This window comes from Paraburkholderia sp. GAS33, from assembly GCF_050436645.1.
GTDB classification, from domain to species: domain Bacteria; phylum Pseudomonadota; class Gammaproteobacteria; order Burkholderiales; family Burkholderiaceae; genus Paraburkholderia; species Paraburkholderia phenazinium_B.
Genome location: NZ_JBNDMP010000006.1, coordinates 159349 through 174200 on the forward strand (window position 1 = coordinate 159349; position 14852 = coordinate 174200).

At 63.4% G+C, this 14852-nt stretch carries 11 protein-coding genes; 9 read left to right on the forward strand and 2 right to left on the reverse strand.

All coding sequences use genetic code 11. The features are described 5' to 3' along the window. Window positions 1–9 precede the first annotated feature (9 nt). Window positions 10–1284: a zinc-binding metallopeptidase family protein gene (locus tag P3T24_RS20185; protein ID WP_429437127.1), complete on the reverse strand. Its 1275-nt coding sequence runs from the start codon at window positions 1282–1284 to the stop codon at window positions 10–12. 362 nt (window positions 1285–1646) lie between these two features. Between P3T24_RS20185 and P3T24_RS20190 the strand changes: the two genes are divergently transcribed. The 6 genes from P3T24_RS20190 to P3T24_RS20215 all read left to right on the forward strand — a co-directional run bounded on the left by P3T24_RS20190 (window position 1647) and on the right by P3T24_RS20215 (window position 11010). Continuing rightward, on the forward strand, window positions 1647–5192 hold the full coding sequence (locus P3T24_RS20190) for a DUF2126 domain-containing protein (protein WP_429437130.1): 3546 nt from the start codon (window positions 1647–1649) through the stop codon (window positions 5190–5192). 27 nt (window positions 5193–5219) lie between these two features. Beyond that, window positions 5220–7853, forward strand: coding sequence for a circularly permuted type 2 ATP-grasp protein (locus tag P3T24_RS20195; protein WP_429437132.1), 2634 nt, complete (start codon window positions 5220–5222; stop codon window positions 7851–7853). After that, the gene (locus tag P3T24_RS20200; RefSeq protein ID WP_429437133.1) at window positions 7850–8743 is read left to right on the forward strand and encodes a transglutaminase family protein; all 894 of its coding nucleotides are present in this window, start codon (window positions 7850–7852) and stop codon (window positions 8741–8743) included. Before P3T24_RS20195 ends, P3T24_RS20200 begins: the two co-directional genes overlap by 4 nt. Window positions 8744–8804: 61 nt before the next feature. Beyond that, a complete protein-coding gene (locus tag P3T24_RS20205; RefSeq protein WP_429437136.1) occupies window positions 8805–9560 on the forward strand; it encodes a transporter substrate-binding domain-containing protein in 756 nt (251 codons plus the stop codon). A 17-nt stretch (window positions 9561–9577) separates the two neighbouring features. Then, a complete protein-coding gene (locus P3T24_RS20210; protein ID WP_074267717.1) occupies window positions 9578–10246 on the forward strand; it encodes an amino acid ABC transporter permease in 669 nt (222 codons plus the stop codon). Continuing rightward, on the forward strand, window positions 10243–11010 hold the full coding sequence (locus P3T24_RS20215; protein ID WP_429437138.1) for an amino acid ABC transporter ATP-binding protein: 768 nt from the start codon (window positions 10243–10245) through the stop codon (window positions 11008–11010). Before P3T24_RS20210 ends, P3T24_RS20215 begins: the two co-directional genes overlap by 4 nt. Window positions 11011–11027: 17 nt before the next feature. Here the strand turns inward: P3T24_RS20215 and fliD are convergent, their stop codons facing one another. Further along, complete coding sequence (fliD, locus tag P3T24_RS20220; RefSeq protein ID WP_429437140.1) at window positions 11028–12515, reverse strand: flagellar filament capping protein FliD; 1488 nt, start codon at window positions 12513–12515, stop codon at window positions 11028–11030. Window positions 12516–12710: 195 nt separating this feature from the next. Here fliD and P3T24_RS20225 point away from each other — a divergent pair, with 195 nt between their 5' ends. The 3 genes from P3T24_RS20225 to P3T24_RS20235 all read left to right on the forward strand — a co-directional run bounded on the left by P3T24_RS20225 (window position 12711) and on the right by P3T24_RS20235 (window position 14832). Beyond that, window positions 12711–13136 carry a MarR family winged helix-turn-helix transcriptional regulator gene (locus P3T24_RS20225; RefSeq protein ID WP_429437143.1) on the forward strand — a complete coding sequence of 142 codons (426 nt, stop codon included), beginning with the start codon at window positions 12711–12713 and terminating at the stop codon, window positions 13134–13136. A gap of 101 nt (window positions 13137–13237) precedes the next feature. Further along, window positions 13238–13654, forward strand: a complete 417-nt coding sequence (locus tag P3T24_RS20230) for a MarR family winged helix-turn-helix transcriptional regulator (RefSeq protein WP_429409079.1) — start codon at window positions 13238–13240, stop codon at window positions 13652–13654. A gap of 74 nt (window positions 13655–13728) precedes the next feature. Next, the gene (locus tag P3T24_RS20235; protein WP_174567549.1) at window positions 13729–14832 is read left to right on the forward strand and encodes an HlyD family secretion protein; all 1104 of its coding nucleotides are present in this window, start codon (window positions 13729–13731) and stop codon (window positions 14830–14832) included. Window positions 14833–14852: the final 20 nt, after the last annotated feature.

Genomic DNA, 14852 nt, shown 5'->3' on the forward strand with positions numbered 1-14852 from the left:
AACAATATATTACGGAGCGGTTGCAGGATTCGGCGCCGGCGTGTCTTGCGGCGCTTGTTGTGGTTGATCAGGTTGCGGCGCCGGAGCGGGCTCAGCCGCTGAGGCGGTTTGGCCCGGCTGGCCCGTTTGACCGGGCTGCCCCGCTTGCCCCGTTTGACCTGGCTGGGCCCCCGGCGTCGGCCCCGGCGCCTGCGCCGCCTGGGCCGCCTGCGCAGGTTCCACCCCTGCCGCCGATTGCGCCGCAATCACCCGGTGCACCAGCCGCAGCTTCTCCACCACCGGTGCGGCAAGCGTGAACGGATACCCATCCGGCATGCCGAGGCTGCGGTTCAAACTGTTGAGCGCGTAAGTCAGCGGAAACCAGCGCTTCATCAGATTATCGAAGCTGGCGTCTTCAACTGGCGTCTGGTCGGTGAGCGTCGGATCGCTCGGGTCGAGCGGGATGAGCGCCACGCCGTACGAGGTGGCGGTGTCGAGCACGTCGACGATCAACAGGTAATGCGCCCAGGTTTCCGCCCAGTCTTCCCACGGATGCATCGTCGCGTAGGCGCTCACGTACGACTGCGACCAGTCGGCCGGCGCGCCGTCGCGATAGTAAGTGTCGAGCGCCGCGGCGTAGTCGACGCTTTCGTCGCCAAACAGCGCGCGAAACGGCTCCAGCCAGGGTGTGCCGTCCACCAGCCGGTCGAAAAAGTAGTGACCCGTTTCATGCCGGAAATGCCCAAGCAGCGTCCGGTACGGCTCGTGCATGGCAGTGCGGGTGCGCTCCCGGTAAGCGTCGTCGGCCTCCGCGATATTCAGCGTGATCAGGCCATTGTCATGGCCGGTGAGGACCTTCTCGCCGGGACTTGTCTCTTCGAGAAACTCAAACTCGAGCCCCGTCTGCGGATTCTCATGGCGCGACTCGACCTTGATGCCCAACGCCGCCAGCGTATAGAGCAGGCGCCGTTTGGCGACTTCCAGGCGGTACCAGTAGAGCCGGTTGTCCGGCGCGGTGAGGTTCGGGATGGTGCGCGTCAACTGGCAGGAGCGGCACAGCGTCTCCGGCTGGTCCGCCGGGATCATCCAGTTGCAGACGTTTTCGACCGCGTAGTTGTGGCATTGGCGATACAACGCACCTTCGGCCTTCGGATGCAGGCTGCGCCACAGCCCGTCGCCGGCTTCCTCGAAGGCGCTGAGTTCGCCCAGATCGGGCAGGTAGCCCAGCAGCGCCTCGCAGCGCTCGCAGCGGACGTTTTCGAAGAACACGAGTTGTTCGCAGCGGTTGCAGTGAAAGGTTCGCATGGCGGGGCTTCTAGTAAGGAACGGGGAGGCGTGACTGTCGCGGAGGATGCCGCAATCTTCATGCCGCATTTGCCAGAGGTCACTGGTTTAACGCACATTACGTGCATGATGGGGCATGTGGAGTGCGCCGCTTTGGTGCGCGCGGTCGGCAACGCCCGTTGCGGGGCGGGCTGGCGAAGGGCGTTCGACGCTCGCGCGCGGGCTCGCGAAGGCTGCCACGTCCACTGCGATGCGTGCAGGGTGTGTTTTTAGGCCGGCAGGCCAAACCCGGGTCGAATCAGGACCGAACCCGGAAAGTTTTTCTACCAACGGCATGAAGCTTGCTTTTTGGCGGGCTGCCATTCTTCGCCCAGGAGTCAGGTGTGTCTATACGTGTCGCGCTGAACCATGTCACACATTATCGTTATGACCGCCTCGTCGGACTGTCGCCGCAAGTCGTGCGGCTGCGTCCGGCGCCCCATTGCCGTACCCCGATCGTGTCTTATTCGATGCGCGTCGAACCGGCCGAGCATTTCATCAACTGGCAGCAGGATGCCTTCGCCAACTACCAGGCGCGGCTGGTGTTTCCCGAGAAGACCCGCGAGTTCAAGATCACGGTAGACCTGGTGGCCGAAATGGCCGTCTATAACCCGTTCGACTTTTTCCTCGAGCCGTCCGCCGAGAAATTCCCGTTCGAGTACGCGCCTGGCCTCGCAGCCGAGCTGGCGCCGTATCTGGTCAAGCGTGAGCCGACCCCGCGCTTTGCCGAATTCGTGGCGAGCATCGACCGCTCGCCCAAGGTCACGGCGGATTTTCTGGTCGAGATCAACCAGCGGTTGCAGCGCGAGATTCGTTACCTGATCCGCATGGAACCTGGCGTGCAGACGCCCGAAGAGACCCTCACCACGGCTGCCGGCTCGTGCCGAGACTCGGGCTGGCTGCTGGTCGAGACACTGCGCCAACTGGGGCTCGCGGCGCGCTTCGTGTCCGGCTATCTGCTGCAACTGGCGCCGGATACCAAGTCGCTGGACGGCCCGAGCGGCACCGAAATCGACTTCACTGACCTGCACGCGTGGTGTGAAGTGTATTTGCCGGGCGCGGGCTGGATCGGCCTCGACCCGACCTCGGGTCTGCTGGCGGGCGAGGGACACATTCCCGTCGCCTGTACGCCGGAACCGGGCAGCGCCGCGCCGATTTCGGGCGCGGTCGACGAGTCGGAAGTCGAGTTCGAGCACACGATGTCGATTCAGCGGGTGCTGGAAACCCCGCGCGTCACCAAGCCGTACACCGAGGAAGTGTGGTCCGACGTGCTGCAGATGGGCGCGCACGTGGACCGCGAACTGGAGGCCATGGACGTGCGCCTGACGATGGGCGGCGAGCCGACCTTCGTCGCGGTGCGCGACCGCGACGCCGCGGAATGGAATACAGACGCGCTCGGGCCGACCAAGCGCAGCTACGCGGTCGGGTTGATGGACAAGCTGCGCGCGCGGTATGGCGCGAATGGCTTCCTGCACATTGGTCAGGGCAAGTGGTATCCGGGCGAGCAACTGCCGCGCTGGGCGCTGTCGCTGTACTGGCGTGCAGATGGCGAGCCGTGCTGGCACGACCACACGCTGTTCGCCGACGAGCGCGAGCCGGGCAGCTATACCGCCGAGGATGCAAGGCGTTTCCTGACCCACCTGACGGGCAAGCTCGCGCTTGATACGCAGTTCATCAAGCCTGGTTACGAGGACACCTGGTACTACCTGTGGCGCGAGCGTCGCCTGCCGGTCAACGTCGATCCGTTCGAATCGCGTCTGGACGACGAGATGGAGCGCGTGCGCCTGCGACGTGTGTACGACAGCGGGCTGGCGTCGGTGACGGGCTATGTGCTGCCGCTGTCGCGCGAACGTGATCTACCGCTGCAAGGGCCGCGTTGGGTCACCGGGCCGTGGTATTTCCGCGGAGACCGGATGTATCTGATCCCCGGCGATTCGCCGATGGGCTACCGCCTGCCGCTCGATGCGCTGCCGTGGGTCTCGGAGACGGACTATCCGTACCAGCACGCGCACGATCCGTTCGCGCCGCCTGCGCCGCTGCGCAGCGCGGCGCAGTTGCGCATGCAGTATGAAGGCAGCACGGGTGGGGCGGGACGTGCGGGCGGTGCTTCTGGCGCAGATGCTAACGCGGCGGACGGCCAGGGCGCAGCGGGCCATGGTGGCGTTAGCGGCGCTGCGGCGTTGGGCACAGCCGGCAGCGGTCTTGGCGGTACAGGCACGGGCACGGGCACCGGCATTGGCGCCGACGCTTCAGACGCCTCACGCGCCTCCCTGCGCGTGCCCGAACGCGGTGAATCGGCAAGCTGGATCACCCGCACCGCACTGTGTGTCGAAGCGCGCGACCCGGCCCGCGCAGCCGGTCCGAAGGTCGAAACCGAAACCTTCGGCAGCGGTCGCAAGATGTTGCACGTCTTCATGCCGCCGCTGACCGAACTCGACGACTACCTGGATCTGCTGGCCGCCGTCGAAGCGACCGCCGCCGAACTGGGCATGAAGATCGTCATCGAAGGCTATCCGCCGCCGCGCGATCAGCGTCTGAAGTTGCTGCAGGTGACGCCGGACCCGGGCGTGATCGAAGTGAACATCCACCCGGCTTCGAGCTGGGATCAGCTGGTCGATCACACCGAGTACCTCTATCAGTCGGCGCACGAAACCTATCTGAGCACCGAGAAGTTCATGACCGACGGCCGCCACACCGGCACCGGCGGCGGCAATCACTTCGTGCTCGGCGGCGCGACGCCGGCGGACAGTCCGTTCCTGCGCCGGCCGGATCTGCTTGCTAGCCTGGTGGCGTACTGGATCAACCATCCTTCGCTGTCGTATCTGTTCTCGGGCCTGTTTATCGGACCGACCAGCCAGGCGCCACGCGTCGACGAGGCGCGCAACGACCAGGTCTACGAACTGGAGATCGCGTTCCGGGAACTGCAGCGGCAGATCGACCTGCTCGGCGGCCGCGAGGGCGGGCAACTGCCGTCGTGGATGATCGACCGCTCGCTGCGCAATATCCTGATCGACGTCACCGGCAACACGCACCGCGCCGAGTTCTGCGTCGACAAGCTCTATTCGCCCGATGGCCCGACCGGCCGTCTCGGTCTGCTCGAACTGCGCGGTTTCGAAATGCCGCCGCATGCGCGCATGAGCCTGGTCCAGCAGTTGCTGCTGCGCGCACTGGTGGCGCGCTTCTGGAAGACGCCGTACACCGCGCGGCTCACGCGCTGGGGCACGGAACTGCACGACCGTTTCCTGCTCGGCACGTTCGTGCAGATGGATTTCGACGGCGTGCTCGCGGACCTGGCCGAGGCTGGCTACGCGTTCGACCGCTCGTGGTTCGCGCCGCATTTCGAGTTCCGTTTCCCGCTGGTGGGCGAAACCACCACCAGCGGCGTGACGCTGTCCATCCGCAGTGCGCTCGAACCGTGGCATGTGATGGGCGAGGAGGGGGCGCCCGGCGGTACGGTGCGTTATGTCGATTCGTCGGTGGAGCGGCTCGAAGTGCGCGTACTGGGCCTGAACGAGAACCGCCACGTCGTGACGGTCAACGGCGTGCCGTTGCCGCTGCAGCCCACGGGCCGTGTCAGCGAGTACGTGGCCGGCGTACGCTATCGCGCGTGGTCGCAACCGTCGGCCTTGCATCCGACGATTGGCGTCGACGCACCGCTGGTTTTTGACCTTGTTGACAATTGGACTGGGCGATCCATAGGCGGATGCCAGTATCATGTGGCTCATCCGGGTGGGCGCAATTACCAGACCTTCCCGGTCAACGCGTACGAGGCCGAAAGCCGGCGGCGCGCGCGCTTCTTCACGATGGGTCATACACCTGGGCCGCTCGTGGCCGAAGCGCCGCAACGCAGCCTGGAATTCCCGTTCACGCTGGACTTACGCTACTGGTGATCTGAAAACAATTAACCTGACACGACCTTGGCCTTTCAATCGACTTTTCCCTTTGAGGCAACCGCGGCTCACGCGGATGCGCTGTCGCTCCTGCGGGTGCTGCCGGTCCGCGATGGGCACTGGGACGAGTTGCTCGATTCGTCCGGGGCGTTGCGCGAACCGTGGCGGCAGTTTTTCGATCTGCTAGGCGAAGACGGTATCGCCAGGCTTGAAAACAACACCGCCTCGGTCGCGCAGCAGATCCGCGATAACGACATCAGCTACAACGTCTACGCGGACAAGGGCGAGCCACGGCCGTGGGCGCTTGATCTTTTACCGTTACTGATTGGCGAGGCCGAGTGGGCCGAAATCGAGCAGGGCGTGATGCAGCGTGCGCAGTTGCTGAACGCGGTGGTGGCCGATGTTTATGGCCCACAGACCCTGCTGCAGAATGGGCAGTTGCCACCGGCGCTGGTGTTCGGCCATCCGGGTTATCTGCGTTCCGTGCGCGGCTTTACGCCTCCGGGCGGCCAGTATCTGCACGTTGTCGCCGTCGATCTGGCGCGTGCGTCTAACGGCAACTGGACCGTGATGTCGCATCGTACCGAGGCGCCGTCGGGCCTCGGCTACGCGCTGGAAAACCGGCTGATCGTTTCGAGCCAGTTTGCCGAGCCGTTCCGCTCGCTGCATGTGAACCGGCTCGCGCCGACCTATTCGCAACTGATCGCCACGCTGGTGGAGTCGGCGCGCGCCGTGATGCATGGTGACGCCGCGGACAGTTCCCCGCATATCGCACTGCTCACGCCAGGGCCGTTCAGCGAAACCTATTTCGAACATGTTTTTCTGGCGCGCTACCTGGGCGTGACGCTCGTCGAGGGCAAAGACCTCACGGTGCGCGACGACAAGCTGTATCTGAAGACGCTCGCAGGACTCGAGCGCGTGCACGTGGTGCTGCGCCGCCTCGACGACGCGTTTTGCGATCCGGTCGAGCTACGCGCGGATTCGAGCATCGGTGTGCCTGGCCTGTTGCAGGTGATGCGGGCAGGTAACGTGATCGTCTCGAACGTGCCGGGCTCGGGCTTCGTCGAATCGCCCGCGTTGCACGGCTTTCTGCCGGGCATCGCCGAGGCGCTGCTGGGCGAAGATCTGCTGCTGCCGGGCGTGCCGACGTGGTGGTGCGGCGAGGAAGCGGCTCGCGAGCACGCCTTCAGGCGGCTGGATGAAGCCTTTCTCGTGCCGACCTGGCCCGCGGCGCGGCGCGACAGTCCACCTGGACTGGAGCAAGGTCTACAGAATCTCGAAGCGTGGCGCAGCCGTATTGAAGCGCTGCCCGATAACTTCACGATCCAGCTTCCGTTGCCGTATTCGTGCACGCCTCGTTTCGAGGACGGCACGCTTGGCCGCCGGCCGTCGGTGCTGCGCGTGTATGCCATCGCGGATTTCGACGGCGGCTGGCATGTGATGCCTGGCGGCTTCACGCGCCTCGCGGCGGAACGGCAGGCTACCGTCTCGATGCAGTTCGGCGGCAGCAGCGTCGACACGTGGGTGCTATCGAGCCAGCCGATCTCCACATTCACGCTGTTGCCATCGCCGATGCAGCCCGCCGATCTCGCGCGCAAGCATCGTACGGTGTCGAGCCGTGCCGCGGAGAATCTGTTCTGGGCCGGCCGCTATAGCGAGCGCGCTGAAAACAACGTGCGGCTGTTGCGCCTGATTCTCGGCTCGCTCGAAAGCGCCGACGCGGACGCGATGTTCGAGACGCTGGTCGAACTGGCCTTGTACTGCGGCCTGGTGCAATCCGGCGACGTGCGCGCCGAGGATTCGCTGCAGGCCTTCGAGCGGACGCTGGTGGCCAATCTGCACGAGGCCAATGGCGCGGCCAGCATCGGCCAGGTGCTGTCGGCGCAGGCGCGGGCGAGTGGCGAGATTCGTGGCCGCCTGTCGAATGATCATTGGCGCACGATTCTCGCCGCTCGCAACGATTTCCGCGACGCGTTGCAGAGGCTTATGCCGGCGAGCGTGCCGCAGACGGGCGGCAATGGTGCGAACGGCGTCGCCGCGTCGGCCGGCAGCGGACGCTATGACCGTTATGACCGCGTTACCTTGATGGATGCGCTCGAACACCTCGCGACCCAGCTCTCGGCGATCAGCGGCGCGCAAGGCGACCGCATGACGCGCGACGAAGCGTGGCGTCTGTTGTTCGCCGGCCGGCATATCGAGCGGGTCGCGGCGATGACGTCGATCCTGCGCGTGGTAGCCGACAAAGGACAGCTTGCGACGCCCGCCGGATTCGATCTGCTGCTGCAGCTTTTCGACAGCACGCTCACGTATCGCTCGCTCTATCCGGGGCGTCTCGAAGTTCCGGCGCTAATCGATCTGCTGGTGGTCGAGCCGACCAATCCGCGTGGTTTATACGGGGTCTACGAGCGCCTGTGCGGCAAGCTCGACGAGATTTCGATTGCGGCGGGCAGCGCCCGGAGTCGCTCGTTTGTCGATCTGATGCCGCCGCCCGGCACGCTGCCATCGCTCGAAAGCCTGTGCGAAACGGATGAAAACGGCGCCTATGTCGCACTGATCCAGGTGTGCGACGAACTCGGCACCTTTGCCGCCGCGGCGGCCAATGAAATCAGCGCGCGCTATTTCAGCCACGCCAACACGCTCGCTTCGCAGGTATCGTCATGAAGACCGCGCAGACCATCCTGTCGGTTTCGCATCGCACCACTTATCGTTATTCGACGTTCGTCGAGACCGCCCAGCATCTGGCGACGATCCGGCCGCTGGAGTGCGAGTGGCAGCGTGTCATCTCGCACGAGGAGACGATCGAACCGCAGCCGTCGTATCTGCATAGCCGGGTCGACGCATTCGGCAACGATGTGCTGTACTTCACGCTCGATGCGCCGCACGAACGGTTGCAAATGATCAGCGAAACGACCGTGGAACTGACGCCGCGCTGGACGCAACTCGATCCGGACACCACGCCGGCCTGGGACGAGGTGGCCGAAGCGCTGCGTTTTCGCGTGGGCGGCGAATTCCGGCCCGAAGTCGAGTTCTGTTTTGCTTCGCCGAATATCACGCTGCGGCCCGTATTGCGTGCCTATGCGCTGCCGAGCTTCGCGCCCGGCACGCCGATCGCAGCAGGAGCGATCGACCTGATGCATCGCATTTACGAGGACTTCGACTACAAGCCTTCGGCGACGATGTTCGATACGCCGGCCGAGCGCGCCTTCGAACTCAAGAGCGGCGTGTGCCAGGATTTTGCGCAGGTGATGATCGGCTGTCTGCGCTCACTTGGGTTGCCGGCGCGCTACGTCAGCGGCTATCTGCGCAACGATCCGCCGCCCGGACAACCGCGCCTGATTGGCGCGGATGCGTCGCATGCGTGGGTGTCGGTGCATTGCCCCGGCAGCGGCTGGATCGATCTCGATCCTACCAATGACGTGCTGGCCGATATGGATCACGTGACGCTGGCCATTGGCCGCGATTACAGCGATGTATCCTTGTTGCGCGGGATGATTCTCGGTGGCGGGGCGCATCGTGTTGAAGTGGGGGTGAGCGTGCTGCCGCTTGAGTGAATCGAGCGTCGCATTGATCCTTGCATCGAGCCTTTGATTGATCCTCTTAAGGAGCGCCGCCTTGAAGCTGCATCGCCTGTTGTCTCTCACGTGTTTCGCGCTCGCCGTCACGTTCGCCGGTTTCTCCGGGACCGCTTCCGCGCAAGGCGCCAACGTGCTGCAGGTCGCCACCGACGCCACCTTCCCGCCGATGGAGTTCACCGAAAACGGCGCGCGTACCGGCTTCGATATCGACATCATGAATGCGCTGGCGAAGGTGATGGGCAAGACCGTGCAGTGGACCGATATCGACTTCAAAGGCCTGATTCCGGGTCTGATTGCGCACCGCTTCGACATTGCGATTTCGGCGATCTACATCACGGACGAGCGCGCCAAAGTGGTCGACTTCACCGAGCCATACTATGCAGGTGGTCTCGTCGCGCTGGTGAAAACCGATTCGCCCATCAAGGCACTCACCGACCTGAACGGCAAGAAGATCTCGGTGCAGGTGGGCACGAAGTCGGTCAACTTCCTGCGTGACAACTACCCACAAGTGCAGCGCGTCGAGGTGGAGAAGAATCAGGAGATGTTCGATCTGGTCGGCATTGGCCGCGTCGACGCTGCCGTCACCGGCAAGCCCGCTGCTTATCAACTGGCGAAAGCGCGCGGCGGTTTTCGCGTGATCAGCCAGCAGCTCACCACCGAGCAATACGGCATTGCGGTCCGTAAGGACGAGCCTGAACTGAAGACCGCGTTGAACACCGCGCTTGCGAAGATCAAGGCGGACGGCACCTACACGGCGATTGTCCACAAATGGTTCGGCGCCGACGCACAGTAAACGGCTAAGCCATCCAGATGGAACTCGATTTCTCGCCGGTCGTCGCAGGCTGGAGCGACATCGCACACGGTGCGCTCGTTACGGTGGAAGTGACTGCCGCGGCGCTCGCGCTGAGTTGTGTGCTCGGACTTCTTATCGGCATTGGCCGGCTTACGCCGAAACGCCGCGTGCTGTATGGGTTTTGCACCGCATATCTGACGTTCTTTCGCGGTACGCCGTTGCTCGTGCAACTGTTTTTGCTGTTCTTCGGCTTGCCGCAGTTCGGCATCCTGTTGCCTGCGTTCGTGTGCGGCGTGCTTGGGCTTGGGCTGTATTCGGCTGCGTATGTGTCCGAGATCGTACGCGGGGCGATTCAATCCGTGGACCGCGGGCAAATGGAGGCGGCACGCTCGATCGGCATGTCGTCGGGGCAGGCGATGCGCGCCATCATTCTCCCGCAGGCCGTGGTGCGGATGATCCCGCCGCTCGGCAACGAGTTCATTGCGCTGATCAAGAACTCGGCGCTGGTTTCGCTGCTGACGATCGACGATCTCATGCATGAAGGACAGAAGATCATCAGCGTGTCGTATCGTTCGCTCGAGGTGTATCTCGTCATTGCGCTGGTCTATCTCGTGTTGACCCAGGCGACGCATTACGCGCTGCATCGCGTCGAACGCCATCTGCGCGCAGGGGGCATGGTGCAATGAACGACGCATCGCAACCTATCGTTCAGATTCGCGGACTGACCAAATCGTTTGGCTCGCATGTGGTGTTGGACGGCATCGACTTCGACATTCAGCCGCAGCAAGTGGTGGTCGTGATCGGGCCGAGCGGCTCGGGCAAGAGCACGTTTCTGCGCTGCTGCAATGGGCTCGAGCAGGCCGAGGGGGGTACCGTCGATATTTGCGGACATCGTCTGGTGGATCACGGCGTCATGCTCAAGGAGCGCTCGCTCAATGCGTTGCGTGCTGAAGTGGGTATGGTGTTTCAGTCGTTCAATCTGTTTCCGCATCTGTCCGTACTGCATAACATTACGGTGGGGCCGCGCATGTTGCGCGGTTTGAGCAAAGGCGATGCTGACGCCGCGGCGCTGGCGTTGCTTGAGAAGGTTGGCCTTGCACATAAGGCCGATGCGATGCCCGCCAGTCTTTCGGGTGGCCAGAAGCAACGTGTCGCGATTGCGCGCGCTCTCGCCATGCAGCCGCGTGTGATGCTGTTCGATGAGCCCACCTCGGCGCTTGACCCGGAACTGGTTGGGGAAGTGCTACAGGTGATGAAACTGCTGGCTAGCGAAGGTATGACGATGGTAGTCGTCACGCACGAAATGGGCTTCGCGAGAGAAGTCGCCGACGTCGTCGTAGTAATGGACGGCGGCGTGATTGTCGAAGCCGGTCCGCCCTCGGAGATTTTCTCGGCGCCGACTCAACCGCGGACACAGGCTTTTTTGCAGGCTGTCTTGTCGCGGGGGTGAGGTGTGCGGTTGGCGACCTACTTGTTATTCGCCAGCGCCCCATCACTATTCTTCCCGCCAAACAACGCGGTCAGATAGTCTGCGTTGTGGCTGGTCTGCGCCATCAACTGATTGAGCGCCGTGAACTGCGCCTCATACCGCTTGGTGAGCTTGTCCGTGTAATCGGTGAGCTGGTCCTGCTGGGTGGTCAGCGATTTCAGATCAGTAGTGAGCGCTGCGGAGTGCGTATCGAGCAAACCGCCGGTCTTCAGGAACGACGTAAGCGACGTGTCCAGCGACGCAGCCAGACCGGTCTTCGAATTGAAGAGCGCTGAGACCGCTGTCGAGTCGTTGCTCAACGCGCTAGTCAGTCTGGCATCGTCGATCTTGAGCGTGCCGTCTTTCTGAAACGTGATGCCGATCCCTGCGAGATTCGCCGCGCCGCTGCCCTGTTTCACGCCGCCGCTCATCGCGCCGGAGAGCGTGTTGCGGATCGCGTTGAGCGTCGAGTCGCCGAGCAGCACGCTACCCTGGGAACCGGCCGCCTTCGTTGCATCGAAACCCGTGAACGAAGCCGCCGCGGTGACGAAGTTGTTGTACGCCGTGACGAACGCGCCAATGGCGGTCTTCTGATCGGTGACGTCCTGCGCGATCGTCAGCGTCTGCGGGTTGCCTACGGCATCGTCGGAGAGGTTCAGCGTCAAGCCGTCGATCGCCGAGGTGACGGTATTGCTCGCACTCGCGATCGCCATGCCGGAAATACTGAAATGCGCGTCCTGGCCGGCAACGCTTTGCTTCCAGTTGCCCGAATCGTCTACTACCGTGGTGGCAGGCGTCGTGGTCGAGGTGCTGGTTTTGACGCTTAGCTTGTTGAGTTCAGCGTCGCTAGAGGTGACCTGCACGTTGATGCCGTTAGCCAGCCCTGTGGAGGCAGAGTGCAGCAACAGATGCGTACCGTCCACGCCGTTGACGACCGTGGCCGACACGCCCGGATTGCCGGATGCCGAGTTGATAGCCGCGGCAATATCGGCAAGCGTGCTCTTGCCCGGTTCGATATTGATCGTGGTGCTGTTGCCGCCCAACGATATCTTCAGCGAGCCAGAGCCGAGCGCCTCTTTGCTGCTGAACGCGCCCGAGGTGATGGACTGCGAGGAGGCAATGTTGTCGACGTCGACCGTGTAGCTTCCAGCCACAGCGCCTTTGCCGGCAGTGGCGGTGAGCCCCTTGCCGCTGGTGGTGGCCGTGAAACTCGAGAAGGCGGTGCCGTTTGCGAGCGGCGTCAAGGCGCTTTGCATCAGCGAGAGGACCGACTTCAATGTGCCGAGTGCGGTCAACTGATTGTTGTCGCGCGTCGCCTGGCTGGCGAGCATGGCCGTTTTGCCGGCCACTTTCGCATTGACGAGCGCTGTGACGAGGGCGTTCACGTCAGTAGTCGAGTTGGTCGAGCCGCTGATGATCGATTGCGCGGCTTCCTGGAGTGCCGCGCTCGCTGAACTGGAAGCGGTGTTGCTGGTTACCGTTGTCATGACGTGTTAGCCCCTCGCGTCTTTTTTGATACATAGAAACGGCGGTAAGCGGGCGCTCAAACAAGTGCCCAAGCCGTTCTAACCCCGGTGAATCGATTTGTAAGATATTGTAATAACGTATTCGGGGAGATTACAAGAAGTTTTCGATTTGCTTGCTTCTTGACTCTGTGTGTACGCACATATAGACTCGCTCTCATGACCCGACCTATCTCTTACGACGAGTGCAATTGCTTCGCGCTGCGGCAAGCCGCCCGCTATGTGACGCAGCTTTACGAGCGCCATCTCGGCGAGGTGGGGCTGACGGCTGCGCAGTTCACGATTCTGGCGAAGCTGGCGCGGCGGGCACCGGCCACCATGGTCGAGATGGCCGATTCGATGGTGATGGACCGCACAACGCTGGTGCGAGCGCTCAAACCGCTGCAGCGCGATGGTTTGGTGGTTAGCGAAGCATCGGAGCACGATGGGCGGACCTATCTGCTCAGCTTGTCGGAAGCGGGCAAGGCGACCTTCGCGCAGGGCGCCGCGGCATGGCACAACGCACAAGCCGAGTTCGAAGGAAAGTTCGGCCACGCGAGGGCGAAGGCGTTGCGGGCGGAACTGTTCGGTATGACCGCTGAGTGAAGCGGCCGCCAGACACGCACGTTAGCGCTGCAAGGCTGTAAGGTTGGCGATCATCTTTTATGCTTGTAAGTGCGTATGCACTTGGAATCAGGATCGACGAGATGCAGGTGTTCCCCGATGACGATTGTTTCGCAATTCGCCAGGCCGCTCGCTACGTGTCGCAGCTTTATGACCGGCATCTCACCGAGGTTGGTTTGACGATCACGCAGTTCTCGATCCTGAGCCGGATCAGTCGCGCGGCGTCGATGACGATGAAGGTATTGGCGGATCAGATGGTGATGGAACGGACCACGCTGGTGCGTGCGATCCAGCCGCTGCAGCGCGATGGCCTGTTGCAGAGTCGCAGCGCGGCAGCGAAGGGCAGGGAACTGGCGCTTAGCCTGACCGAGGCCGGTGAGGCGAAACTCGCGGCCGCGCGCGTTTGCTGGCACGCGGCGCAGGACGACTTCGAGCGCCGTTTCGGCGCTCAACGCGCGGCATCGCTGCGGCGCGAGCTGTTCGATATGACCAAGGCTTGATTATCAGGTAAGGGGTGGCGTGGTTTTCACGCTCGCTTTGACCAATATTTAGTGCATACACACACACCATCATCATGTCCACTACACCTTCGACTATTGCTCCGCCCAGCGCCGCCGGCCTCGCAAAACCGGCACGACGTACCCCGTGGATGCTGCTCGCGGTGATTGCCGTGGCCGTGGTTCTGGCCGCGGCGCTGTCGTACTGGTTTGTGATTGGCCGCTTTGTCGAGACCACGGACGATGCCTACGTCGGCGGCGACGTCACGGTGATGGCGCCGAAGGTGAACGGTTTCGTCACCGATCTGCTGGTCCACGACAATCAGCACGTGCAGGTGAATCAGGTACTGATCCGGCTAGATTCGCGCGATTACGATGCGCGTCTCGCGCAAGCTACCGCCGACGTCCAGAGCGCCCAGGCAGCGGTCACCGAGTTGCAGGCCAGGAAGTCGCTGCAACTGGCGACCATCGCCGAGCAGGCGGCCGAGGTGAAGGCATCGGGCGCGGAGTTGACCCGTAGTGCCCAGGACGAGACCCGTTACCGCGAACTCGTCAAGGACGAAGCCGTGTCGAACCAGATCGTCGAGCGCGCCGATGCGGATCTCACCAAGGCGCATGCCGCGGTGGATCGCAGCGGCGCGGCGCTGCTGGCCGCGCAGCGCCAGATCAGCGTGCTCGACGCGCAAATCGGTGCGGCGCAGGCGCGCGTGGCGACGGCGCAGGCGGCACAGCGCGTCGCGGAGCTGAACGTCGAATACACCACGATCCGCTCACCGGTGGATGGCTACATTGGTAATCGCACGGCCCAGGTGGGGTTGCTCGCCAATACCGGCGTTTCGCTGCTGACGGTCGTGCCTTCGACAGGTTTGTGGGTCGACGCGAACTTCAAGGAAGACCAGTTGAAGAAGATGCGCGTGGGCGATGCGGTCGACGTGTCGCTCGACGCTTCCAGCAAGTCGCTGCACGGCGTGGTCGACAGTCTGGCGCCTGCTACTGGCGCGACCTTTAGCGTCCTGCCCGCAGAAAACGCAACCGGCAACTTCACGAAGATCGTGCAGCGCGTGCCGGTGCGGATACACCTCGAGGTGCCTCCAGACATGCTGGGCGTGCTGCGCCCCGGCTTGTCTGCGACGGTGAAGGTACATGTCGGCAGCGGCGGCAGCACGCCGGCGCATTCGTGACCGCAGCGCCGAATCGCGCG

What these genes read in the sequence shown, in the direction of transcription:
- P3T24_RS20210 (WP_074267717.1), top strand. Translation starts at nt 9,578, where the DNA reads ATGGAACTCGATTTCTCGCCGGTCGTCGCAGGCTGGAGCGACATCGCA.
- P3T24_RS20230 (WP_429409079.1), top strand. Translation starts at nt 13,238, where the DNA reads ATGCAGGTGTTCCCCGATGACGATTGTTTCGCAATTCGCCAGGCCGCT.
- P3T24_RS20185 (WP_429437127.1), bottom strand. Translation starts at nt 1,284, where the DNA reads ATGCGAACCTTTCACTGCAACCGCTGCGAACAACTCGTGTTCTTCGAA.
- P3T24_RS20235 (WP_174567549.1), top strand. Translation starts at nt 13,729, where the DNA reads ATGTCCACTACACCTTCGACTATTGCTCCGCCCAGCGCCGCCGGCCTC.
- P3T24_RS20225 (WP_429437143.1), top strand. Translation starts at nt 12,711, where the DNA reads ATGACCCGACCTATCTCTTACGACGAGTGCAATTGCTTCGCGCTGCGG.
- P3T24_RS20215 (WP_429437138.1), top strand. Translation starts at nt 10,243, where the DNA reads ATGAACGACGCATCGCAACCTATCGTTCAGATTCGCGGACTGACCAAA.
- P3T24_RS20200 (WP_429437133.1), top strand. Translation starts at nt 7,850, where the DNA reads ATGAAGACCGCGCAGACCATCCTGTCGGTTTCGCATCGCACCACTTAT.
- fliD (WP_429437140.1), bottom strand. Translation starts at nt 12,515, where the DNA reads ATGACAACGGTAACCAGCAACACCGCTTCCAGTTCAGCGAGCGCGGCA.